Origin of the sequence: Wolbachia endosymbiont of Drosophila tsacasi (assembly GCF_028982115.1) — a bacterium.
Classification (GTDB): domain Bacteria; phylum Pseudomonadota; class Alphaproteobacteria; order Rickettsiales; family Anaplasmataceae; genus Wolbachia; species Wolbachia pipientis_B.
Window position 1 is genome coordinate 1 of sequence record NZ_JAPQLJ010000042.1, and the last position, 23,841, is coordinate 23,841.

General features: G+C 35.1%; 20 protein-coding genes. 6 read left to right on the forward strand and 14 right to left on the reverse strand.

All coding sequences use genetic code 11. From position 1 onward, the window contains the following. Positions 1–125: 125 nt before the first annotated feature. Entirely contained in the window at positions 126–1,478 is a 1,353-nt protein-coding gene (gene gltX, locus OZD70_RS02650; protein WP_182183079.1) for a glutamate--tRNA ligase, read from the reverse strand. 159 nt (positions 1,479–1,637) lie between these two features. Here gltX and OZD70_RS02655 point away from each other — a divergent pair, with 159 nt between their 5' ends. After that, complete coding sequence (locus OZD70_RS02655) at positions 1,638–2,303, forward strand: ankyrin repeat domain-containing protein (protein WP_275020698.1); 666 nt, start codon at positions 1,638–1,640, stop codon at positions 2,301–2,303. Between the two features lie 69 nt (positions 2,304–2,372). Beyond that, positions 2,373–4,349 (forward strand): acetyl-CoA carboxylase biotin carboxylase subunit, encoded by a 1,977-nt coding sequence (locus OZD70_RS02660; protein ID WP_275020700.1) that lies wholly within the window; start codon positions 2,373–2,375, stop codon positions 4,347–4,349. Here the strand turns inward: OZD70_RS02660 and OZD70_RS02665 are convergent. Genes OZD70_RS02665 through OZD70_RS02690 form a run of 6 tightly spaced genes read right to left on the reverse strand, consistent with a single transcriptional unit; the run spans position 4,298 to position 8,901 of the window. Further along, positions 4,298–5,359, reverse strand: coding sequence for a COX15/CtaA family protein (locus tag OZD70_RS02665; protein ID WP_182183084.1), 1,062 nt, complete (start codon positions 5,357–5,359; stop codon positions 4,298–4,300). The genes OZD70_RS02660 and OZD70_RS02665 overlap by 52 nt on opposite strands. Next, the gene (locus OZD70_RS02670; RefSeq protein WP_338062933.1) at positions 5,308–6,906 is read right to left on the reverse strand and encodes a glycosyltransferase family 2 protein; all 1,599 of its coding nucleotides are present in this window, start codon (positions 6,904–6,906) and stop codon (positions 5,308–5,310) included. Before OZD70_RS02670 ends, OZD70_RS02665 begins: the two co-directional genes overlap by 52 nt. A gap of 14 nt (positions 6,907–6,920) precedes the next feature. After that, positions 6,921–7,397, reverse strand: a complete 477-nt coding sequence (locus OZD70_RS02675) for a F0F1 ATP synthase subunit B family protein (RefSeq protein WP_182183085.1) — start codon at positions 7,395–7,397, stop codon at positions 6,921–6,923. A gap of 8 nt (positions 7,398–7,405) precedes the next feature. Then, the gene (locus tag OZD70_RS02680; protein WP_182183087.1) at positions 7,406–7,885 is read right to left on the reverse strand and encodes a F0F1 ATP synthase subunit B family protein; all 480 of its coding nucleotides are present in this window, start codon (positions 7,883–7,885) and stop codon (positions 7,406–7,408) included. A 3-nt stretch (positions 7,886–7,888) separates the two neighbouring features. Next, positions 7,889–8,116, reverse strand: a complete 228-nt coding sequence (locus tag OZD70_RS02685; RefSeq protein WP_006014985.1) for a F0F1 ATP synthase subunit C — start codon at positions 8,114–8,116, stop codon at positions 7,889–7,891. Positions 8,117–8,175: 59 nt separating this feature from the next. Further along, positions 8,176–8,901: a F0F1 ATP synthase subunit A gene (locus OZD70_RS02690; RefSeq protein WP_275020707.1), complete on the reverse strand. Its 726-nt coding sequence runs from the start codon at positions 8,899–8,901 to the stop codon at positions 8,176–8,178. Positions 8,902–9,131: 230 nt separating this feature from the next. On the opposite strand from OZD70_RS02690, the gene OZD70_RS02695 reads away from it, so the two are divergent. Next, complete coding sequence (locus tag OZD70_RS02695) at positions 9,132–9,419, forward strand: hypothetical protein (protein ID WP_275020708.1); 288 nt, start codon at positions 9,132–9,134, stop codon at positions 9,417–9,419. A 112-nt stretch (positions 9,420–9,531) separates the two neighbouring features. Next, positions 9,532–11,871: a phenylalanine--tRNA ligase subunit beta gene (pheT, locus tag OZD70_RS02700; RefSeq protein ID WP_275020711.1), complete on the forward strand. Its 2,340-nt coding sequence runs from the start codon at positions 9,532–9,534 to the stop codon at positions 11,869–11,871. On the opposite strand, the gene OZD70_RS02705 is transcribed toward pheT, so the two are convergent. Then, positions 11,868–14,618 (reverse strand): hypothetical protein, encoded by a 2,751-nt coding sequence (locus OZD70_RS02705; RefSeq protein ID WP_275020713.1) that lies wholly within the window; start codon positions 14,616–14,618, stop codon positions 11,868–11,870. The genes pheT and OZD70_RS02705 overlap by 4 nt on opposite strands. A 62-nt stretch (positions 14,619–14,680) precedes the next feature. Beyond that, positions 14,681–18,007: an isoleucine--tRNA ligase gene (ileS, locus tag OZD70_RS02710; RefSeq protein ID WP_275020714.1), complete on the reverse strand. Its 3,327-nt coding sequence runs from the start codon at positions 18,005–18,007 to the stop codon at positions 14,681–14,683. 139 nt (positions 18,008–18,146) lie between these two features. On the opposite strand from ileS, the gene OZD70_RS02715 reads away from it, so the two are divergent. Continuing rightward, positions 18,147–18,374, forward strand: coding sequence for a hypothetical protein (locus OZD70_RS02715; RefSeq protein WP_259346624.1), 228 nt, complete (start codon positions 18,147–18,149; stop codon positions 18,372–18,374). A gap of 65 nt (positions 18,375–18,439) precedes the next feature. On the opposite strand, the gene miaB is transcribed toward OZD70_RS02715, so the two are convergent. The 3 genes from miaB to hemJ all read right to left on the reverse strand — a co-directional run bounded on the left by miaB (position 18,440) and on the right by hemJ (position 20,700). Continuing rightward, complete coding sequence (miaB, locus tag OZD70_RS02720; RefSeq protein WP_275020717.1) at positions 18,440–19,756, reverse strand: tRNA (N6-isopentenyl adenosine(37)-C2)-methylthiotransferase MiaB; 1,317 nt, start codon at positions 19,754–19,756, stop codon at positions 18,440–18,442. A gap of 156 nt (positions 19,757–19,912) precedes the next feature. Beyond that, a complete protein-coding gene (locus OZD70_RS02725) occupies positions 19,913–20,275 on the reverse strand; it encodes a hypothetical protein (protein WP_275020720.1) in 363 nt (120 codons plus the stop codon). Continuing rightward, positions 20,272–20,700, reverse strand: a complete 429-nt coding sequence (hemJ, locus tag OZD70_RS02730) for a protoporphyrinogen oxidase HemJ (protein ID WP_182183101.1) — start codon at positions 20,698–20,700, stop codon at positions 20,272–20,274. The genes OZD70_RS02725 and hemJ overlap by 4 nt, the downstream gene beginning before the upstream one ends. Positions 20,701–20,765: 65 nt before the next feature. On the opposite strand from hemJ, the gene pdhA reads away from it, so the two are divergent. Continuing rightward, positions 20,766–21,746, forward strand: coding sequence for a pyruvate dehydrogenase (acetyl-transferring) E1 component subunit alpha (gene pdhA / locus OZD70_RS02735; RefSeq protein ID WP_275020722.1), 981 nt, complete (start codon positions 20,766–20,768; stop codon positions 21,744–21,746). A gap of 838 nt (positions 21,747–22,584) precedes the next feature. Here pdhA and lgt read toward each other — a convergent pair. Next, complete coding sequence (lgt, locus tag OZD70_RS02740; protein ID WP_182183104.1) at positions 22,585–23,376, reverse strand: prolipoprotein diacylglyceryl transferase; 792 nt, start codon at positions 23,374–23,376, stop codon at positions 22,585–22,587. Positions 23,377–23,382: 6 nt separating this feature from the next. Continuing rightward, on the reverse strand, positions 23,383–23,832 hold the full coding sequence (smpB, locus tag OZD70_RS02745; RefSeq protein ID WP_182183106.1) for an SsrA-binding protein SmpB: 450 nt from the start codon (positions 23,830–23,832) through the stop codon (positions 23,383–23,385). Positions 23,833–23,841 lie beyond the last annotated feature (9 nt).

Consider the following 23,841-nt stretch of genomic DNA (forward strand, 5'->3'; position numbering starts at 1 on the left):
AAAAATAAGACGCCAACTACGTTGTTTTCTTGCTGTTTAATCTGCACAGATGAAGATAACTGAATACCTTCAGTTTCATGGTAAGGGGGCTGGCGGGGTTTGTCAAGTAAGTTTTTTTGTTTCATTTAAATTGCTTGCAACCTTCTTATACACTCGTCCTTACCAAGAATCACCATGATATCGATGATTCCAGGTGCATCCATTACTCCAGTTATAGGGGCACGTAATGAGTGGTATACACCGCTTACTTTCATATCATGTGATTTTGCACATTCCTTGATCTGAGAAGATAAAAAAACCTTATTCCAATTTTCATCACCGATCTTTGACAGAAATGATGCGAGTAACTTAATTATATTGAGGTTAGATTTGACAATTTGACGAGCTTCTTCACTTAAATCAAGTGGCGGATCTTGAATATAAAACTTTGCTAAATCCAACAATTCGGTCAGGTAGTTTGCTCTTTTTTTCAGCTCTGTCAGTCCCTGCAGTAAATAGCCCTTTTTTTTGTCAGTTAGAGTATTTTCCCCAAGTATTAGAGCCAGAATATCTTCATTGCTCATATTACTAATATAGTGGTTATTCAAGTGCTCTAATTTTTTAAAATCAAGCTGTGCAGGCGAACGACCAATACTTTCTAAATTAAACCACTCTATTGCTTGCTCATCGCTAATAATCTCATCGTTGCCGTGACTCCAGCCAAGTCTCAGCAAGTAATTACGCATCGCTTTTGACAATATTCCCATCTTTTCATAATCGCAAACGCTTGTGGCACCATGCCTTTTGGATAGCTTATTCCCATCTTCCCCATGGATAAGCGGCACATGTGCAAAGCGTGGAATGTCAAAATCAAGAGCCTGGTATATTAGCAGCTGTTTAAAGGTATTAGTGAGATGGTCAGAGCCACGTATTACATCAGTTATTCCAGCATCATGATCGTCAACCACTACGGCAAAAATATATGTTGGAGTGTTATCAGAGCGTAAGATCACTATATCATCAAGCTGCTCACTATTTACCTTAACTTGACCGTATATTTTATCATCAACAATAATATCTTCTGAGTCTGGCACTTTAAAGCGAACAACAGGTCTTACGTCTGATGTCACACTAGTACATTTATGCTTGTATATCTTGCCCTCTTCTCTCGCTTTTATTTTCCTTTCTGTCTCAGGGCAATAACAGTGATACGCCCTACCCTTCTCAACTAAAAGGTTTGCTACTTCTTTATGCCGCTCTATTCTTTTTGACTGATATACTATTTCTCCATCATAACTCACATCGAGCCATTTTAGTCCTTCTATAATCGCATCAATTGCTTCTTGTGTTGAACGTTTTCTGTCGGTATCTTCAATCCTTAGCAAAAACCTGCCACCATGATGCTTTGCATAGAGCCAATTAAATAAAGCTGTACGAGCCCCACCAATATGCAAAAACCCTGTTGGTGATGGAGCGAATCTAGTGACTATGTCTAGCATGTTATTGTTACAGTAAAGTATAGGCCATGATACCCAAAATCCACGTTTGTAACAATGTAGAATTACTATAAATTATTTATCCTGAGAGATTAAATTTTCTTTATTTTTAATAAATCGTGTTGTATAATTTAGTGTTAGTTAAATATAGCGAGGTATGTTATGGCTGACTTATTTGAAGTTGCAAAAGCAGAAGATAAAGATAAGTTTATTGAAGCTTGCAAGGAAAGAGTTGCTTGTGTAGCTAAGCATAGTCTTGATGAAAATGGAAACCCATTTCATATAGCAGCAAGCAGAGGAATCCTGTTATCTGCATTAAAGGAGATTATAAAGTATTTAGAAGAAGATACTGAGGGCAGAGTCAAGAAAGCAAAAGAAGCTAAAAATTGGAAAGAATTAGAAAAATTAAAAGAGGAACTTAAGGATAATAAGAGATATATTAAAGAAGCACTCTGCGATAAAAGCTACATTAAGGATAATGGAAGAATGGCGGTATCACCTCTTTATTTCTTGGATCCTGCAAAACGGGAAGAAGCTAAGCAAATTGCAGGTATAAAGGGCGGTTTTATATGTAATAGAAAATTTCATTTGTGCTTATATATAATAGGAGCTATAGCGTGTATTGCTGCCTTGTGTTTATCCTTGTACTTTTTATTTTTGGTTTCTCAATCTCTTGCATTAGCTTCAGTAGCTACAATAGCTTCTGGAGGATCTACATGTTTGTTGTTTAAGGCATGTAACGGGATATACGGCTTGTATGATGAAAGTACTATAGTGACAGATCCTGATATTATGCAACTTTTAGATGGTGGTTTAGCTGCAGCATGAAGCTAGAAATTACCTGCAGGCAATGATATAGAAATTTACTTTCTCAAGCTAAGAAAGTATACTGATAAGATGACAGAAAAGAAGTACAATAAGATTTTAATAGCAAACAGAGGAGAGATTGCCTGCAGGATTATCAGAACTGCCCATAAGATGGGTATATCTTGTGTCTGTGTATATTCGGATGCAGATGTAAATTCTGTGCATGTAAGACAAGCAGATGAGTCAAGATATATCGGCCCTTCGCCATCTTGCCTTAGTTATTTAAACATTGAAAAAATATGTGAAGTAGTAGTTGAAACAGGTGCGCAGGCAGTTCATCCTGGCTATGGTTTTTTAGCAGAGAATCCAGATTTTCCACGTGCTCTGCAAAAACACAATATAGACTTCATCGGGCCAAGTGCAGAAACAATAGAAGTTACAGCCAACAAAATAACAGCAAAAGAAGCGGCAAGAAAAGCTGGAGTGAATGTAGTGCCAGGATATATGGGTAAAATCAGTGATGCTGCCCATGCAGCTCAAGTTGCTGATGAGATTGGCTTTCCGGTTATGCTAAAAGCTGCATCAGGCGGTGGTGGCAAAGGAATGCGAATTGTAAACTCCAAAAAAGAAATTGAACTAGCATTTACATCAGCCACAAATGAAGCAGAGAAAAGTTTTAAGGATGGCAGTATCTTTATAGAAAAATATATAGAACTACCAAGACATATTGAAATACAAATCATAGCAGATAAATATGGCAATATAGTGTGTCTTGGAGAAAGAGAATGCTCGATACAAAGGAATAACCAGAAAATAATGGAAGAAACGCCAAGCCCATTCATTAGTGAAGAAATAAGACAAAAAATGTATGTCCAATGTGTTTCTCTGGCAAAGCAAGTTGGCTATTTTTCAGCAGGCACTGTTGAGTTTGTTGTAGATAAAGACCAAAACTTCTATTTTCTTGAGGTAAATACGAGATTGCAAGTTGAGCATCCAGTAACAGAATTTATAACTGGAATAGACATAGTAGAAGAAATGATTAGAACTTCCTGTGGAGAGAAATTGAGATTCAATCAGGATGATATTAAACTTACTGGTTCTGCAATAGAAAGTAGAATTTGCGCTGAAGACCCATCGAAGAAATTTTTCCCTTCCAGCGGAAGAATAAAATATTACGATAAACCAGGTGAAAATGATTATGTAAGAATAGATGATGGAGTAGCTAGCGGTTCAGAAATTAGCACGTTCTATGACTCAATGATTGCAAAAGTTATAACATATGGAAAAGATAGAGTAGAAGCGATCAGCAGAATGCAAAAAGCATTGTCTGAATGCTATATAGAAGGAGTAACAAATAATATAGAATTTCTAGAATCCATCTTCCATCACCCAAATTTTATTGCAGCAAAGCTCCACACGAGATTCATTCCAGACCATTACTCTAGTGGGTTTCACGGCGATTTTGTTACAGAGGAGTATATTAAAATATTTATTTTCACTGCGTTATATGTTCATTTGGAAAATGAAGAAAGGTACCATCATAAAGCAGTGAATGAAACGCTTGTAGTTGTAATAAATGACAATAAATACCCTATAGATGCAAAGCACCAAGATAATATATTAACAACAGTATATAACCACAATACATACTCTGTAGTAGGCAAGTGGGAATCAAGTTATAGGTTGCTAAACATCACGATTAACGATGATATCGATATAACACTTAAAGTAGAAAAACAAGGCAGCAAATACTTCATAAGACATGCAGGCATGAAAGCTGAGTGTTGTATATTTAAGCCTCATGTAGCTGAATTAAGTAGGTTAATGCTAAATAATGAAACAGAAGGGATTTCAGTAGATGCTGTAAAATCCCCAATATCTGGCTTATTAGTTAAGTTGCATGTAAATATAGGAGATCAGGTGGAAATAGGACAACCTTTATTTGTGGTGGAGGCAATGAAAATGGAAAATATCATATGTGCTGAAGCAGCAATGGTGATAAAAAATATTCTCGTTCAAGAAGGAAAAAATGTACAGACTGGTGATGTAGTCTGCTTTCTTAAATAACACAAGAAGTATAAACTTGACCCAAACAAGATAAATGAAAACACTTGATGAGCTATGGCAATGGCTATTGGTATGTGCAATAATAGAGTAATTACACCTAAAATGATCTGAATGATAACGGAGAGCAGCATAATATATACCGGTTTTACGCTAGCATTTTTTACTGTGAGTATTACTACCAAAGCTAGTATTAGCAATGCCAGTGCTCGATGTATAAATTGCACTGTCGCTCTGTTCTCAAAGATATTCAGCCATATGGGGTGTAAGAAAAATAAATCTTCTGGAACGATTTGTCCTTCCATTAGTGGAAAGGTATTGTAAATCAAACCAGCATTTAATCCCGCAACAAATGCACCGAAAATTATTTGCATTACAATTAGGGCCAAAATCATCCCTGTGTAGTATATAGTGTCACTACTAATCTTAAGTTTAGTTTGCTTTGGCCTGATTTGGTAATCAAAAAATTGATATAACAATAATGCAAAAACAATTAATGCTAATAATAAGTGAAGTGCAAGCCTATAGTGGCTAACATGAGGTTCAGTTACTAAACCACTTTTAACCATATACCAACCAGCAAAAGCTTGTAAAGCTCCAAATAATAATGCCATAAATAGCCTTATTACTACCTTTTTAGATATTTTTCTTCTTAATGTAAAATATATAAATGGCAGGACAAAAACTAAACCTGTTAGTCTTGCAACCAATCTGTGTACATATTCTATTAAGTATATAGCCTGAAATTCCTCCATACTCATACCATAGTTAAATGCTTTATACTCAGGTGTAGTTTCATATTTTAATTTTTCTTGTAGCCAATCTTGTCCACTCAGTGGTGGCAATGTTCCAGTGATGGGTTTCCACTCCGTGATTGACAATCCTGCTTTTGAAAGTCTGGTAAATCCACCAATCCCCACCATGAGAATTACCATAATACAGCAGAGAAAAAGCCAAATAGCTACAGGTTTTGATTGCTTTTGTTCCATAAACCATGCTGAGTTTTGTTCCATCGCTCAGGGTAAAAAATAAATTCCCACAAGGCAAGAAAAGCTGCAACACTATGTAGCAGACTATAGACCGGAAAAAATATCGATACTATATAAAAATAAAAAGGCATCTTTTGCTGTTTGACAGCTATTACCAAAAGAATCAGGTTAGTAACGTATACCACTACAAAGTAGTACAAAAATAATTCATTTAAAACTTTAGTTAATATCAATGAAAGCAGTAAAAATGGAGTAGTAAAAAATATAAAAGCTGCAGAGCCAACAAAAAGATTCAATAGCAAAATTCCCTTAAATCCAGTGTGTTTATAAAGAGACTTTATATTTTTTAAATGAACAATATAAGTTTGCATATAGCCTTTGATCCAGCGTGCTCTTTGCTTAATCCAAGCAAATACAGCAATTGGTGACTCTTCTAATGTTTCTGAGTCAATCATCCTGGTTTTGTATCCCATTTGTGCAAGTCTCAAACCAAGGTCAGCATCTTCGGTAACACTATAAGCATCCCAGAAAAACAAATTTTTTAGAATTTTTACTGAAAAATGATTACTGCTACCACCCAAAGGCATTGGCATGTTCATTTTTTGAAATCCAGGCAATAAGTATTGAAACCAGTTCATATACTCCAGAGAAAAGAATTTTGTGAGAAAATTATAATCACAATTATAGTAATTTAATTTCGCCTGCACACAGGCAAGCCTATCGCCGCCCTTATTAAATTCAATCAGTGCTTTTTTTAACTGCAATGGGTCTAGTTTATCATCTGCATCATATATTACTGCATACTTTCCTCTAGCAAAGCTCATAGCATAATTGCATGACTTGGCTTTTGTTCTAGGCAAAGAATGAGGCACTTTTATTACTTCAAAATACTGTGGTAAAGTATACTTTTCTATAGCTGCCAGCGTTTCCTGGTCATCACTTTCTACCAGAAGCTTTACATCTAATTTCGACTTTGGATAATCCAAACTTTTAATGCTTTCAATTAATTGCCCTATTACTGCACTTTCTTCAAATACAGGCAGTAAAATAGTATATATAGGTTCATTTAGCTTACTATAATCCACTTTTTGATTAGAGGTTTCACATAAGCTAAAAACTGTAGCTATAAACTTGAATAAATAACTAGAACATCCGATTATAAATATCAACATCAAAGCAAAATATGTATATTTCTCTGTTAGTGTTAAAATTGAAGTTACAATAAAAAAAGAAGCAAAAAATATTGAGCTTAGTTTAATGCTTTTAGCTGAAAAATTAGGATTCTTGTAATATAAGTAGTTGCTTGCAAATTCTGAAATACCAAAGTGCGAGTTAAGAAGATTTAAAATCTGTTCGCTATCCACTTTTATTAATACATAGTCAATACCGTAATGAGCTTCGACCCAACGGTTGATATCTCGGCTTGTGTCTTCAACCATAAAAAAAGTAGTATCATTTAATTTTTGCCAAGGAATTATATTAAATTTATAGTAAAAAAGTTTCTCTGGCTCTTTGCACAAACTAGAATCAAACTGAATTTTTTCTACATTATCAGCTTGAAGTATAGGCAATTGTTGCATTAAATCTAATGCAATTTTTTATTTAAGTCACGTGAAAATGAAGATATGACCTCGCTACTACGCTTATCATCTTTACGTTCATGCATTATTTTTTTTACAGCATCAGCAGCTATATTCGCTGTGTTAGCCTGTAAATCTCCAAGAGCTTTTTCAACTTGGTCAGTGACTTTCTTCAAGTTAGAATGGGCATTGTCATCTAATGTCTGATCTAGCTGCTGTCTATTGTGCTTAATGATACTATTAGCTTTATCAAGTGCTTCATTCATCATTTTATTAACTTCTGCATCTAATTCTTTGTATTTTTTAGAAGATTTTTTGTAATACTCCAACATATCTTCCCTGAATTTTTCAGTTTCTTCACTTGAAAATTTGCTTTTGTTACGCTTATTGTTAAGCGCATTTTTTATCACTTTCTTTAGCAATTTATACGAAAGGACAAAACTTACCAAGAAGGCAAGACCGATAATCAGTGATGTAGACATAAAAACCCCTAAAATTCTTTGGACACCAAATCAGCAACAAACTCCTCTTCAATTTCAGAATTGGTCAATTTAGTATAATAAATTAAAGCAATACTAGTAGCCATTTGTTTTAACTGATCAGTATATTCAGATTTAAATTCTGCCACTTTTTCTTCAATAAGCTTGCTCTTTTTTTTGTCTTCCTCTTCTAATATATTCTTAACATTAGCTCTCATTTCTTCTACCTGAGCAAGTGCATCATCTATGATTTTTTTTGCCTGTATTCTAGCTTGGTTTAAAGCGGCATTATACTTGGCAATCTGATCTTCTGTAAGTCTTAAAAGATGAACAGAGCTATTAAAAGAGTCCAACACCCCTTTACTTCTAGTGTTTATTATTCCATCTAACTTTGGTAAAAATAAACAACTTACTATAAAAAAAAGTGAAGAGAAAAAAATTAAAAACCAAAAAACTTGAGAAAAGAAAGTTGAAACATCAAGCTGTGGCATCTGTTAAGCAGCAAATATTAACAACATTGCAAGTACAAACGCAAGCAATCCCATGATTTCAACCATGGCAGCACCAATATAAACATAACTTTTCATTTTACCTTCTGATTCAGGGTTTCTCGCAATCCCATTTAACATAGCAGAGAAGATATTAGCTATACCTAAACCAGCACCGAGCATTCCAAACACAGCTAAACCAATTGCTATAAACTTTAAAGCTACTAAATCCATATATTACCTTTAATTATTTCTTTATAATATAATTGTAAAATATTCTACAAGGAAGTCAATTACTTTACTGCATCTGACAAATATACACATGTTAATATAGTAAATATATAAGCTTGTAAAATTGCAACAAATACTTCAAATCCTATCAATGCAATTATGAACAAAAACGGCGCAGGAGTGAAAAATATGTTCATATTCACAATAAATCCTGCTATCACTTTGATGATCGTATGACCCGCAATCATATTTGCTGCAAGCCTTATCGATAGGCTAATCGGTCTTACTAAATAAGCAAATAACTTAATAATAATTATTACAGGTGCAAGCCACCAAGGAGTTCCTTTTGGTAGCAATATACGTAAAAATTCTACTCCTCTTTCCTTAAACCCAACAATCGTTATATAAGTAAAAACTACCATCGATAAAGCGAAGGTGACTATCACATGACTTGTGACCGTGAAACTATAAGGCAGAACACCAACTAAATTACATGATAAAATGAAAATAAATACTGTGAATATCAATGGAATGTGCTGCAAGCCTTTGCTTCCAGTGTTATTCTCTATTATTGAAACAACAAAATCATATACATATTCAACTGCAGCTTGCAAATATCCTGGTATTACTGACCCCTTCTTTATTCCAAAAAGCAAAAAGAGTATCACCAATATCACCGAAATCATCATGAAAAGAGATGAATTGGTAAAGCTTACGTCATACCCAAATAACCTAGGTAACTCTATTATTGTATATACTTTAAACTGTTCCAGTGGATTTAATGCCATTTTAATCTGAACTATAAACAGTAAATAAAGTATGAATTTTATAGGACAATGTCAAGAATTAAGATAAGGCTTTGTATTATTATAACATTGATACATTAACAAAATATGTAATTAGAGTGTTAATTACAGTCAGCTCTGTATTTTAAAACTTACTAATTTTATTAAATCATTCAATATCTTGACTTAACATCTTATTTTAATTATAATTTAATTTTTAGTGAGGTATTATTATGAACAAAATAGATTTTATTAACACTAGTCATCCTTTAAATTTAGAGCAAGAATTTGGTAGTGGATACATCAAACTAACAGATGGCTCCTTTAACGAATATACTGGCTATTATCAAATGGGAAGCGAAATACTAGATAAAAGCCATAACATGATAGGAAACTTAACTATTGATGGTTACATTCATAACTTCCATGAAGATAACCACAATATGAATCTTAAGCTCTCTATGGAGATAGATTTAAAAGGTGATATCGAGAAGATCGATTCTCTTTACAAGAAGATATAAAGTTACAAAAGCTTCTACATCATTGTTTATGATGTAGAAGTATTCCACTACAACAAGCTTTAAAAGCACTACATTTTATATTACAATAACTCTTTTATTTCTTTAAAGGTTCATGAAATTCACATTATCTTGGTTATTAGAACACTTAGAAACCAATGCTAGTTTAGAAGAAATTACCGATAAGTTAACTCACATAGGGTTAGAAGTAGAAGATGTGATCGACAATACCAAATTAGCTGGTTTTATTGTTGCAGAAGTATTAGAGGTGATACAGCATCCAAATGCTGATAAATTAAAATTATGTAAAGTAGATGACGGAAGTAAAATTCTACAAATAGTTTGCGGAGCAAACAATGTTAGAGAAGGTATGAAAACTGTGCTTGCATCTCTTGGTAGCACATTGCCAGAAAGTGATTTCACAATCAAGCCCACAAAAATACGAGAAGTGCTAAGTGAAGGGATGCTCTGCTCTGCTTCTGAACTTGCGCTGGTTCAAGAGAAAAGTGAAGGAATAATCGAGCTTTCTGATGATTATAAAGTAGGGGATAAATTTTTCAATTGTGACCCTGTAATTGATATAAATGTTACTCCAAACCGTGGAGATTGCTTAGGCATTTATGGAATAGCTCGCGACCTTGCTGCAACTGGAATTGAGACATTAAAGACTTTAAGCATTCCACAACTTACCAGCTCCATAAATTCACCAATCGATGTTGAAGTTACTGACGGGGAAAGTTTTATTAGTGGAATATACATCGCCAATGTAAAAAATCAAGAAAGCCCAAAATGGTTAAAAGATAGGCTAAAATCGATAGGAATGCGCTCCATTTCTGCAATAGTTGACATTACTAACTATATTATGATATCTTTCAGCCGCCCAATGCACGCGTATGATGCAAAAAAAATAGAAGGAGAGCTCACAGTACGCAAAGCAAACAACGGAGAAAAATTTGCTGGTTTGAACGGTAAAGAATACTTATTAAACACGGACACAAGCGTTATTTCTGATAGTAAAAACATTCATGGAGTTGCTGGAATTATAGGTGGAAAGTGCAGTGAATGTACTCTTGAAACTACTGATATCTTTTTAGAGTCTGCTTGGTTTGACCCTATATCTATCGCCAAATCTGCAAGGCAGATGAACATCTCCACAGAATCTAGTTACAGATTTGCACGTTCAGTTGATCCTGGATTTACTCTTGAGGGACTCAATCTTGCAGCTAAAATGATTTTGGATTTATGTGGTGGAGAAGCCTCAAGCGTAGTGTCTGCCAGCAGCTTAGATAAGGCTGACACCAAGGTGAACTTTGATTATCAGGATGCGAACAAGTTTGGAAGTGTGTCTGTATTGCCTGATGAAGTGTTCGATATCTTAACGAAACTAGGGTTTAATATTGATAAAAAAACCGAAGGCAATTGGAATGTACAAGTACCAAGCTGGAGACCGGACGTGACTATACCTGCTGACCTAATTGAAGAAGTAACAAGAATATACGGCTATGACAAAATAAAAGAAGAACCACTACCAAATAATGTTGAAGAAGTAGATAGTACATACGACAATTTGCGTATTTTGATGACAAACAGAGGGTTTCATGAAGTGCTAACCTGGTCGTTTATGAGTGAATCAACAGCTGAAAAATTTGGTTACTCGAATAAGTTATTTATCATCGATAATCCGTTTAATAATAACTTTAATATAATGAGACCAAGTATCATACCAAACTTGTTGCAAGTAACTGCTGATAATATTGCCCATGGAACATCTGATCTTGCAATTTTTGAAATTGGGCCAATTTACGATGGTGAAGCTCAGTCTAAACATGTTTTAAGTGGAATAAGAACAGGAAATAATTTACCGCGAAACCATTATAATACTGATAGGAAAGCAGATGTTTTTGACGCAAAGGCTGATTGCATAGCAGCTTTGGAGTTTTTTAACGTCAATTGCGATAATTTAACGATAGAGAGAGCAGAAAAAGAACATTACCACCCAGGAAAGTCAGGCACTCTCTCTTTTAAAAATAAAGTAGCAGGTTATTTTGGAGAGTTGCATCCTAATATATTAGATCTTTTTGACATCAAGCAAAAAGTTGTAGGTTTTGAGGTGATATTAGAAAATATTGAAAATTTACCTGTAAGTAGAAAGAAATTTATCGATTATAAATACCAAAGTGTAAAACGTGATTTTGCATTTATTGTAAATAAGGATGTGAAAGTAGGTAACATAATCAATGTGGTAAAAAAAAGCTCAGAGCTCATCACAGAAGTTTTGATATTCGATGTATACCATGGAAGTAACATAGAGCCGAACAAGATGTCTATAGCATTCTCAGTTACTTTCTGCTCTCCAACTCACACTTTAACTGAAGAGGAAATCCAAAAGGAATCAAATATGATAGTTAACTTAGTGTGTGAAAGTACAAAAGGAACTTTGAGAGCTCATCCTTAGGCTGTAATCACAGTTTCCTGCAGTTGCTGTGTTACACTTACTTCATCCAATCTATTTCCTATATTGAATTCAATATCCTTAAAAAATCTATCCCACATTCCACGCAAATGCTCTTCTACTTTAGGCCATACATCATTTTTAAATGTTTCTCCATCATCAGAAAATAAATTACCTAAAAAGGCTCCAACACCTTCATAATTTGACTGAAAACATTGAAGAAATGTCTCTACTTCCTTATGAGTATCATGTGCCACACTCAACGCTTTTCCTTCTGTGCTCTTATCCCCGTTTGCAACGGCAAGACCTGTTTTAATATATCCCCAGCCTGTCTGAATAGCTCTTATAGGTTGCAACCATGAACTCTTATCGCTTTTTGGTACATTATTTACTATATTTTCCACCAGCCTGTCTATTAAAGGAGACAATAAATTTTGACTAAAATGTTTGATATTATTTTTTGTTTTTATCACAGGACTTTTTATGCATTTTTCTGCCAAATAGCATTCAAGTTCCGCTTCCTCTAACAACTTCTTAACTGCTTCTTCATCAAAAATTCTATACTTGAATACCTTAAGTAAATCATCTTCTATTATTGCAAATTTTATTTTTTCACGAGACTCTAGTTCTTCCTTATAATTACTTTTTGTTTCTTCATTTATCAATAATTCTGCTTTTTCTAATTCTAACTGTTCTAATATTTTTAGAATTTCTCGGTTATTTTTCAAGTGCTTCTCTATTAATTTTGCACTTGGATGCTTTTCTCCTTTTCTATTTCGCTCATCTTTTAAGTACTTATTTAAATCCTCACTTCCTTCTATTACTTTTCTTAATGATACAGGTTGATCTAAGCATTCTGCAAATTCCATTCGGTGCGCATTAATCCTCTGTACTAAATCCGGCTCCTTTTCCTCTAACAGCTTACATGAATTTTCTATACCCTTTGCTTGATCTTTAAATAAATTTTGTATTTTACATTTCGTTATTTCTAAATATACCTTTGCTATAAAATCATTCACTTTATCTGAAACTTCTTTTAAACCTTTCTCACTAAAAGGACCTTCCTCTTCTAAATCTCGAAACTGATCTATTAAGTTTAGCATGCCTAATAGACCTAACTCACCCTTGGCTTTTTTCATTACTGATTTTACTAGCCTTCGCTCAACTTCTTGATCATCATACTCAAACTTAAAAAGACCTTCTAATTTCCTTTTTAAATCATCATTTGTTAAGTTATTTTTTCCTTCATCATATATTGCTTTCAAATTTTCATGTATCCTAATATATCTTTCTTGTCCTTCTTCTTTTAAATCCTTAATTCTATTTTTAGCATTATTTAAAGCTTTCTCTGTTTTTCCAGGATATGTATCCTTATAAACATCAATTATTGTTTTCTTAGTTGTTTTCCCTTCTTCTTTAAGTCGTTCCCACTCTGCTTTAAATACAGGAAGCTCACTATCGTCTAAAGCATCTGGCACTTTTGCTCCTGCTTCTTTTAGACCTTTTATTATTATCTCTTTTTCATTTGGTAATTCCTTACCTTGACTTTCTAATTTCTGTTTCACTAAAGTATTTTTTAGCTCATCTTCCAGTGAAAAATCTTCCCCTCGTCTACCCTGCTGAAATTTAATTGCTTGTATAAAAGCAACTTGATAAGCATTTTCTATTAAGTGAGTTGTCAACTTAGAATCGATACTACTCACCATTTTTAGCCTAAATTCATTCAATAATTCATTCAACTTATCATATGTAATATCTTTTTTTTCTAGCTTCATCAACTCTTCCATAGCTTTTGCAAATTCTTGAATGGAAGTTGCAAGTATATCCTTGATTTCATTACGCAAGGGCTTAAGACCATTTTTTAAATTGATTTTAGCTGATAATTTCAGCACAACATTATGCTCTGAATCCCGCGTCACATCGAACCACTCATTATTTTCATTATAGCATAAGTCTCTAAGTAATTGTTTAAATTGCGGTGGAAATTTTATTTCCATATTATATGCAATGCTTGGCTCAGGAACTTCTATTTCATGAAAAGACACTTCAATATTTTGATGCTCATTCTTATATAACCCATTACTTATTTTAACAGCAGCAATCAAAGAATGAGATAATTTCCTGTTTAAAAGATAAAAAGTAGCCAAAGCTAGAGTTTCAGGAATCAGTAATATTATAAGTACAGCCACATTAACAAAAATTGCTATTGCAGCAAGAGCGCCGTATGCCAATCTTTTCGGTACACTTGTTTCACCCTTTTTTGCCTTATCTTCACTTATATCAGCTTGTGTCTTACTGTCTGCTTTAAATCTACTGTATACGACTAATCCCAGTGCAGTAAAAGCAATATAAGGAAGCATTAAAACTGACAGAGCTAAATTTAATACTCTTTTCTCTGGGCAAGCTCTGTTTATCTCTTTCAATATTTCGCTTGACATATTATACCAAGAGGTAAAAAAGTCAGAATTATAATCTTTATAATGAAATATACTGAGTGGAACATTAAAAGCAGCTATTTGTTTAATTAACCAATCCTGCTCACTTACAGCATCAAAAAACTCTTCTTCCTCTTCTGGATTAGCAAGACCTAAATCATTCCCTTCTTCTACATTAGAAACATCTTCCACAGCATCAAAAAACTTTTCTTCCTCTTCCAAAGCAACATTAGAAGTAGATTCTACTTTACCTAAATCACTATTATTGTTATTAAAATCAACAACTTTTTCACCATCTGCAGTAACCTGACTCATATTATAACCTTATCTAAAAGTAACCTAAGTATAGCATAAACATTAGTAACTTTGCAACTTTATTAACAACTTAACTTGATACCAACTATCAAATCTTGATGTTCTTTAGAATAGAAGTCGGCTTCGATCTCTTTATTAATGTCCAAAGATAAGGCAAGAGTCTGCTCTTTTATATATTTATTCCATGTAGTTATTGCTTCCTTAATTTTTTCATCTTCTGTTTTGATTGTTACTCTAATTCTATCTGATATATGAAAATCAGCTTGTTTTCTAGTTTCTTGAATGAGCCTCACAATATCTCTCGCGAGCCCTTCTAGAATCAATTCATCATTTAAAGTAGTGTTTAGGATAACAACCCCTTTGTTGTTATCAAATACAGAGGAAAATTCACTGTTTGCTTTTAATAATAGTTCATATTCGCCTTTTTCTATGATATAGTTCTCTGTTTCATCTCCTAGAAATATTGAACCTTTTGCGGAATCTTCTGTCATTCCAGCGCGTGACGCTGGAATCTGCATCTGGATCCCAGTGTCAAGCACTGGGATGACGTCGGGGTAAGTTTTTTCAATTTGCTTCCATTTCCCCTCTTTGACATATTGGACTAGTTTCTTGATTTTATCTGGAACTCTTCTTCCAAGCATAGAAAAATTTAATTTTAACTCTAGTGACGCAACTTCTTTTAACTCATTTACTATTTCTAATTCTTTTACATTTACCTCATCTCTTATTATCTCTTGATATTCATCTTTAAGAGAATCATAGGAAAACTGATGATAAATCGTCATACTACTAAGTGGCTGTCTGATACGTATGTTAAACGTGTTTCTAATAGAGAGTGCAGAGTTACATATCTCTCTCACTAGATCCATTTTGGCAATGAGCTGACTATCAAACTTCTCTAATTGTGGGAAATCAGCCAAATGAACAGATGTTTCTTCATACTTAAGCCCTTGCCATATATTCTCTGTTATAAGTGGCAACAAAGGGACTGCAGCTCTTAGTATGTAATAAAAAACCGTATATAGAACATTATAAGCATCAGTTTTATCCTGATCCAAATCACTTTTCCAAAAACGCTCGCGACTGCGACGAATGTACCAATTGTTTAGCACTTCAAAAAAGTTCATCAAAATTTTGCAAGCCTCTTGGGAGTTATAGCTGTTCATAGAAGTTTGGATACTTTCTACAGCTTCAAAACATTTGGAAATCATGTAGCAATCAATAGTACTTTGATAATCCTTACAAACTTCAGCTTTAATTCCATCTGCATTTGCATACATGGTAAAAAAGTGATAACCGTTCCAAATAGGTTTTATTACGTTTTTCAGAACATCTCGTATCGAATTTCCTTCTTTGTCGAGTAGCAAATTACCACCGCAGACAATGGAACCAGATAGCATAAGAAAACGCAGTGCATCAGAACCATATCTATCAAAAACCTCCATTGGATCTGCATAGTTATTCAAACGCTTGGACAATTTTTGCCCTTTTACATCCAAAACAACACCGTGGCATATGCAGTTCTTAAATGGCTCCCTATCAAACAAAGCAGTGGACAATACAAAGAGCGTATAAAACCACCCCCTGGTTTGCGCTATGTATTCAGTGATAAAATCTGCAGTTTCAAACCACTCCTTATTTTCAAACGGATAGTGGACTTGTGCGAATGGCATCGAGCCAGATTCAAACCAGCAGTCAAATACGTCAGGCACACGACGCATAACTGATTTTCCTGTTGGATCATCAGGATTTGGCCTCGTTAAAGTATCGATAAATGGTCTGTGCAAATCATCTACTTTAACATTAAAATCTCGCTCTAGTTCTTCTATCGAACCATATACATCCACTCTTGGATATCTTGTATCATCTGATTGCCACACAGGAATCGGAGTACCCCAGAATCGATTGCGTGAAATTGACCAGTCGTGTGCCCCTTCAAGCCATTTTCCAAATTGACCATCTCTAATGTGGTTTGGTATCCAATTAACTCTCTTATTTAGCTCTACCATTCTGCTTTTGAATTTTGTAACCGCAACATACCAAGAAGGCATAGTGCGGTAGATCAAAGGAGTATCAGTTCTCCAGCAGTGTGGATAATTGTGAATATATTGCTCAGTTTTGAACCAATTTCCTTGTTCTTTCAATTTTTTTATTACTGTATCATTGGTATCAAAAACATGAACCCCTGCCAAATCTGAAACTTCAGCAGTAAATTTTCCACTGTTATCAATTGGACAAATAACTGGAATACCATGACTTTGGCAAAGGTAAAAATCTTCCTCACCAAATCCAGGAGCAGTGTGTACAACGCCAGTACCATCTTCTCCTGTAACATAATCAGCAATGAAAACACGGAATGCATTCTTTGTATCTTTAAAGTAATCAAACAGCGGCTTATAGGAAAGGCCTGCAAGATCATTCGCTTTAAGTTTTATATTGCAATTTTCATATGGAATATTGTTTTGTTCAGAGTGGCTGATAAATTTTTCTAGGTAGCTTTCAGCGAAGATATATATTTCATTAGGTTGATTTGATGTCACTTCAGCATACAAACATTTATTACCTTCCTGGATTCCAGCGTCACGTGCTGCCAAAGAGTGGACTGACACTGCACAATACTTGATGTCCTTTCCTATCGCCAATGCCAAGTTGCTCGGCAACGTCCAAGGAGTTGTAGTCCAAGCAAGTAATTTACATTTTTGTTTAACACTTTTAAACTGCTGTGGGTTTTCTAAAAGCTCAAATGCAACAGTTACAGCTTTGCTAGTCTTTTCTCTATACGCGTTATCAAGCCTTGTTTCAAAATTGGATAATGGAGTTTCGCACGCCCAGCTATAGGGAACAACGCGTACTGATTTATACACCAGACCCTTATCATAAAGCTGTTTAAATGCCCACATGACCGACTCCATGAATGATTTATCCATGGTCTTATAGTCGTTGTGAAAGTCCACCCACCTTGCCTGCCTATTGACATATTTTTCCCACTCTGATGAAAATCTCATTACAGAAGTACGACAATGGTTATTGAATTTTTCAATGCCGAATTTTTCTATCTCAGTTCTACCAGATATTCCAAGTTCTTTTTCTGCACCCATCTCAGCCGGCAGTCCATGGCAATCCCAGCCAAATCTACGTTCAACCCTTTTTTGAAGCATAGTTTGATATCTTGCAAATGCGTCTTTTATAAAGCCAGTGAGTAAATGTCCATAATGGGGAAGGCCATTTGCAAACGGAGGCCCATCATAAAACACAAAACAATTATCCTTGGAACGTTCTCCAACTGACCGCTCAAAAACTTTATTTTCTTGCCAAAATTTTATGATTTCTTTTTCTAACGATGAAAAATCAGGACTACTGACTGTATCAGGATAATGCTTTGACTTCATGTTCGCTATGTAAAACTAAAGAATATAGGGTTTTCTGGAAAATTACAAATTCAAAAACTCTGTTTCTATAAACATAGATTAGGCATTGACATTTTATATACAAGATATTAACTCATTAGATTTATTTCTTAGGTTGAAGATGAATAAAAACAATTGGCCTTATCAGGAATTTCATGATACCAACAAAAGCAATAGTAAAAGCAGCTTTATTTGGGAATCACGTTCTTATGAATATAATAATTATGGAGAGATTGAGAAAATACGCTATCAGTGGAAAAAGAAAAAAAATCCCGCAAATCTATTATATCAAGTCTCATATGATTACGTAACACAGAGTCATGGTCCCTTAAGTATTAAATCTAGATAGCTTATAAACTTGAAAAAACTACACAAAGTGCTTCTGCACAAGAACGCAGGAGCACTGTTTTCTAATTAGGCAGCACACCCCAACAAACTATTTTGCCAAGCTTCCAACACTTTCACGTTTACTATTTTGTCCCTGTATTTACCTTCAGGATCATCAATACACACTGATTGCATATATGGGCTTTTACCAATAATTTGGTTTCGATGTTTGCCTTTTTTATCACTGAACAAAGCAGAAATAGTTTTGCATACCATACTCTGGTTAAACTCAAGTTGTTGTTCACTAATTAATTTCTGTAAACGAAGAAGGCGTTCTGTTTTAACATCTTCTGGTATTTGATCTTTTCTTTCCGCTCCTGGCGTTCCTGGTCTTGGGCTATATTTAAAACTATAAGCCTGAGCGTACTTTACTTTTCTCACTAACTTCATAGTTTCCTCAAAATCTTTTTCGGTTTCTCCAGGAAACCCAACAATAAAATCAGAAGAAAATTCGATTTCAGGTTTCAGTTTGCGAAACCTATTTATTATTTCCAAATACTCCTCTGCAGTATGTTTTCTGTTCATTGCGTGCAATATTTTATTTGAACCTGACTGTACAGGTAGGTGAATAAATGGCATGAGTTTTGGTTCTTCCGCATGCGCCAAGTAGAGAGATTCGTGCATATCTCTTGGATGGGAAGTTGTATAGCGGATTCTTTCTAACTTTTCAATTTTAGCAATATGACTAATTAATTTTCCTAAATCCCACACTTCCCCTTCGCATTTCCCATGGTAAGCATTGACGTTCTGACCAAGCAAATTGATTTCCTTCGCCCCATTTGCAACTAATTTCAATGCTTCACGAAATATTTCATTCACTGGCCGTGAATACTCAGCTCCACGAGTGTAGGGTACTACACAAAACGTACAAAATTTATCACAACCTTCTTGTATGGCAAGAAACGCAGAAGATCCCTGGCTATTGCCATAGCATTCATCTGGCAATTTATCAAACTTTGCAACTTCAGGAAAATCAGTGTTTATTACATGACCTTTACTTCTGCTTGCTTTGACTATCAGCTCCGGTAAAGTAGCGATACTCTGCGGACCAACAACAATATCCACAAATGGAGCCCTTCTGAATACTTCTTCTCCCTCTGCTTGCGCTACACATCCAGCCACCACTATAGTCATTTCTTTTCGTGACGAATGAATCTTCCCGAGCTCAGAATAAAGCTTTTCTGCTGCCTTCTCTCTAATGTGACAAGTGTTCAGTATCACCAAATCAGCTTTTTCTGCATCACTAACAACGTTGAACCCCAAAGGTTTAATTATATTTTCCATTAAAACGGAGTCATAAACGTTCATCTGACAGCCGTAAGTTTTAATATATAGGCCTTTCATATTTGGTATGTCTTTTTCAAAACCCTACATACAATCACATTAAATGTCTAACAGAATAAACACGCACACCCCAGCATGTGACGCTAGTGAACTTGCTAGCACAATAGATTTTTATAAAATTGGATCCCAATGTCAAACATTGGAATGACAGCAGTCCTACATCATACCGCTGCGGTATTTCTTAGCATAGATTCCGCTAACACGTAGCGGGATGACGGTTGTCAGGGTGTTATGAAAGTAGCTGACACTGGAATCCAGGAAAAAGAATGGTGTCATCCGAGTAGCTTGACACTGGCACCCAGGAAACTTAATTGCAAGTAATGCATTGAGTTTGGTGAGTATGGGTTTTGCGTTATAGAATGAAGCACTTTTGGTGAATTTGTAAAGAAAGCTGGATCCCAGTGCCAAGCACTGGGATGACAAGAAAGGGAGCACTGGAATTTTTATTTCAGTATTGTACATTAGCCATGCATCTGAACAGATACGAGCTTTCTGCTTTTTCTGGGTAAGGTCAGTCAAAAAGGTTTTACAACAACCATAATAACTATAACTATTATCAATACTGTAACTGCTTCATTTAAAACACGAAAATAAACGTGTTTTTTTTCATTTGAACCCATTGCAAAACTTTTCCTATGCATTGCAAGTAGTCCATGAATAGCAAACATGAAAAATAATGCTAGTGCTTTCACATGAAACCACCCTTCACGATATGCTTCTCTTATAATCATTAATGTAATTCCAAGACCAAGTGAGAAAAGCATTGCAGGGTTTATGATATATCTAAGTAGCCTCTTTTCCATTGTTTGAAGCAAGCTATCATTTTCTGATCCCGGCTTTACAGCTGCGTGGTAGACATAAAGCCTGGGTAAATAAAGCATTCCTGCCATCCACATAATGGCGGAGATAACGTGAAAAGCCTCAAGCCAGTGGTAGTAATCCATTGAGATTTATTATAAAATATTAAAAATTTCTGATATTATCTTAGTTTAATGAAAAAGAAACCAATATGAAAGCAGAAAATTTCACTAAAGAACAGATAATTGGATTCTACAGAAAAATGCTACTCATACGCAGATTTGAGGAAAAAGCAGGCCAATTATATGGAATGGGATTAATAGGCGGGTTCTGTCACCTATCAATAGGACAGGAAGCAGTTGCAGTTGGAACTCAAGCTGCATCAAAATTAGGTGACGCTTTTATCACAAGTTATAGAGACCATGGCTTAATGCTCGCATGTGATTCTGATCCAAATGTTGTAATGGCAGAACTCACTGGCAAAGAAACAGGATGCTCGAAAGGTAAAGGTGGTTCGATGCACGTATTTGACGTTAAAAAAAAATTCTTCGGTGGCCATGGAATAGTGGGAGCACAAGTTCCAATTGGCACAGGAATAGCATTTGCTAATAAATATAAGAAAAGAGATAACGTGGTATTCACGTATTTTGGTGACGGTGCTGCAAATCAAGGACAAGTATATGAATCATTTAATATGGCATCTTTGTGGAAGTTGCCTGTGGTTTACATCATAGAAAATAACGAATACGCAATGGGAACTTCTGTGCAAAGATCAACTTTAGTAACAGAGTTATATAAAAGAGGAGAAAGTTTTGGTATTTCTGGAAAACAAGTTGATGGAATGGATTTTTTCTCTGTTTATGCGGCTACAAGCAAAGCAGCGAAACACACACGCAGCGGAAAAGGGCCTATTCTGCTTGAAATGAAGACATATAGATATCGCGGCCATTCGATGTCAGATCCTGCTACTTATCGCTTAAAAGAAGAAGTTGAAGATATGAAGCAAAATCATGACCCTATAGGCACTTTAAAGAAATACATGATAGATAATAAAATTGCTTCAGAAGAAGAATGTAAAGTAATTGATAAGGAAGTACGTGATTTAGTAAAAAAGTCAGAAGATTTTGCCAAAAATAGTAAAGAACCAAGCGTTGATGAGTTGTATACTGATGTTTATAAATTTGTTAGCTAAGTAGGCTTCTTTTTTTTATCCAGAACTGTACAAACATTGTATAGTAAACGATGTCATTCAATTCTCCCGTCATCTAAGTAGCCTTCTTCTTGTCATCCGAGTAGCCCCTTCGGTTTCATCCCAGTGCCTATTTCTTTGTCATCCGAGTAGCTTGACTACTTGGATCCAGGAAACTTAACTCTACACCAAGTAAATGTACAATAAGAACTAGATTCCAGCGTCACGCGCTGGAATGACACCTGTAGCCCTACGTCATACCGCCGCGGTATCTCTTAGCCGCTAACAAGCAGCGGGATGACGAATTGCTTAACCGTCATTCCGCCGCAGACCGTCATACCGCGATTCATTCGCAGTATCTCATCCGCTAACAAGAGATCCCGCTGCGGGATGACGGTTGTCGTTTAGTTACAAACATTAAGAAATTTACCAAACGAAAAAAAAGGCAAAAGAAATCCCGTGTTAGCTAGTTGTCACTCTCTAATCCTGCAAATTGGCGTACTATACTGTCTAAACGACTTATAAGCGCGTTTCAGCTTGTGTAGGTAAGAACCTAGAAATATTGTGAAGACATAAGGTGCACATAGTGCAAAAAATTAAAAATAAGACGCCAACTACGTTGTTTTCTTGCTGTTTAATCTGCACAGATGAAGATAACTGAATACCTTCAGTTTCATGATAAGGGGGCTGGTGGAGCTTGTCAAGCAAGTTTTATGGCCTAGCGTCACACGCTGGAATGACACCAGATCTCACATTCATTCTACTGCAACGCAGAAAATTCGTACAATTGTGCATGATGTAGGGTTTCTAGCTACATTTTTCTATTAAACTCACCTTTCCTCTATGTAACAGATTTCGTATTAAATTTTAAATTTAATGCGCCTAGATATACAAGCATTCCTAGCAAAACCATAGGTATGGAAAGCAACTGTCCCATAGTTAAATCAAGCCACAAATAGCCAATTTGATAGTCTGGTTCGCGAAAAAACTCAACGAAAAAACGTACTATTCCATACCACATAACTGCAATACCAGTTAACGCACCGTGATACAGTCTTATTCTAGTCAAGAAAAACAGTGAATTTGCAACTGCAAAAAGTAGCAGGCCTTCAAAAAGCGCCTCATAAAGCTGGCTTGGATGACGCAGCAAATTATCACCACTTTCTGGAAATACCATACCCCATGGCATAGTTGTAACTCTGCCAAATAACTCTCCGTTTATAAAATTGCCTATGCGACCTAAAAATAAACCTATGGGAACTCCGCAAGAAACTAGGTCCAGTGCATAAAATATAGGAATGTTATGTCTTTTACACGAAATTATTACTGCAAGCAAAACTCCTATAGCACCACCATGAAATGACATTCCCCCTTCCCAGGTCTTCAATATCTCAATAGGGTTGCTTATATAAAGAACTGGATCATATATCAATACGTAGCCAAGTCTACCTCCAAGGATAATGCCTACAATAGTTGCTGTTAATAGCGAATCGTAAAAATTCTTAGTAAATATTTTTTGGTCGTCTAGCTTGTGTAAATACCAATATGCAAACACTATACCCAAAACGTAAGCTAAGGAATACCAATATATAGAAACAGGCCCGATACTGAAAATTACTGGATTTAAAGACATATTTTGCTATAAATTATTCTTAGACAATCTACTTTTTTCACGATCCCACTCTCTCTGTTTTATGGTTGCTCTCTTATCGTAGAGTTTTTTTCCTTTTACAATGGCAATTTTAGTTTTTGCAAATCCTTTATCATTAAAATAGATCGAAAGCGGCACAACAGTTATCCCAGCGGTCTTGATTTGACCAATTAGTTTATTTACCTCCTTTTTATGCAAAAGTAATTTACGCTTCCTTTTCGGCTTATGATTTTTTTTGTTCGCAGCTTTATATTCTGCAATATGCATATTATGCAGCCATATTTCACTATTTTTTTCGATAACGTAAGCGTCGGAAATATTCACTTTTCTTTCTCTTAGCGATTTAACTTCACTGCTTAATAAGACCATACCCGCTTCAAATTCTTCTAAGATGAAATATTCAAATCTTGCTTTTCTATTTTCTGCAATAATTTCCATATCTAAAGA

Coding starts and splice junctions, on each gene's coding strand:
- gltX (WP_182183079.1), bottom strand. CDS start 1,478: ATGCTAGACATAGTCACTAGATTCGCTCCATCACCAACAGGGTTTTTG.
- OZD70_RS02655 (WP_275020698.1), top strand. CDS start 1,638: ATGGCTGACTTATTTGAAGTTGCAAAAGCAGAAGATAAAGATAAGTTT.
- OZD70_RS02660 (WP_275020700.1), top strand. CDS start 2,373: ATGACAGAAAAGAAGTACAATAAGATTTTAATAGCAAACAGAGGAGAG.
- OZD70_RS02665 (WP_182183084.1), bottom strand. CDS start 5,359: ATGGAACAAAACTCAGCATGGTTTATGGAACAAAAGCAATCAAAACCT.
- OZD70_RS02675 (WP_182183085.1), bottom strand. CDS start 7,397: ATGTCTACATCACTGATTATCGGTCTTGCCTTCTTGGTAAGTTTTGTC.
- OZD70_RS02680 (WP_182183087.1), bottom strand. CDS start 7,885: ATGCCACAGCTTGATGTTTCAACTTTCTTTTCTCAAGTTTTTTGGTTT.
- OZD70_RS02685 (WP_006014985.1), bottom strand. CDS start 8,116: ATGGATTTAGTAGCTTTAAAGTTTATAGCAATTGGTTTAGCTGTGTTT.
- OZD70_RS02690 (WP_275020707.1), bottom strand. CDS start 8,901: ATGGCATTAAATCCACTGGAACAGTTTAAAGTATATACAATAATAGAG.
- OZD70_RS02695 (WP_275020708.1), top strand. CDS start 9,132: ATGAACAAAATAGATTTTATTAACACTAGTCATCCTTTAAATTTAGAG.
- pheT (WP_275020711.1), top strand. CDS start 9,532: ATGAAATTCACATTATCTTGGTTATTAGAACACTTAGAAACCAATGCT.
- OZD70_RS02705 (WP_275020713.1), bottom strand. CDS start 14,618: ATGAGTCAGGTTACTGCAGATGGTGAAAAAGTTGTTGATTTTAATAAC.
- ileS (WP_275020714.1), bottom strand. CDS start 18,007: ATGAAGTCAAAGCATTATCCTGATACAGTCAGTAGTCCTGATTTTTCA.
- OZD70_RS02715 (WP_259346624.1), top strand. CDS start 18,147: ATGAATAAAAACAATTGGCCTTATCAGGAATTTCATGATACCAACAAA.
- miaB (WP_275020717.1), bottom strand. CDS start 19,756: ATGAAAGGCCTATATATTAAAACTTACGGCTGTCAGATGAACGTTTAT.
- hemJ (WP_182183101.1), bottom strand. CDS start 20,700: ATGGATTACTACCACTGGCTTGAGGCTTTTCACGTTATCTCCGCCATT.
- pdhA (WP_275020722.1), top strand. CDS start 20,766: ATGAAAGCAGAAAATTTCACTAAAGAACAGATAATTGGATTCTACAGA.
- lgt (WP_182183104.1), bottom strand. CDS start 23,376: ATGTCTTTAAATCCAGTAATTTTCAGTATCGGGCCTGTTTCTATATAT.
- smpB (WP_182183106.1), bottom strand. CDS start 23,832: ATGGAAATTATTGCAGAAAATAGAAAAGCAAGATTTGAATATTTCATC.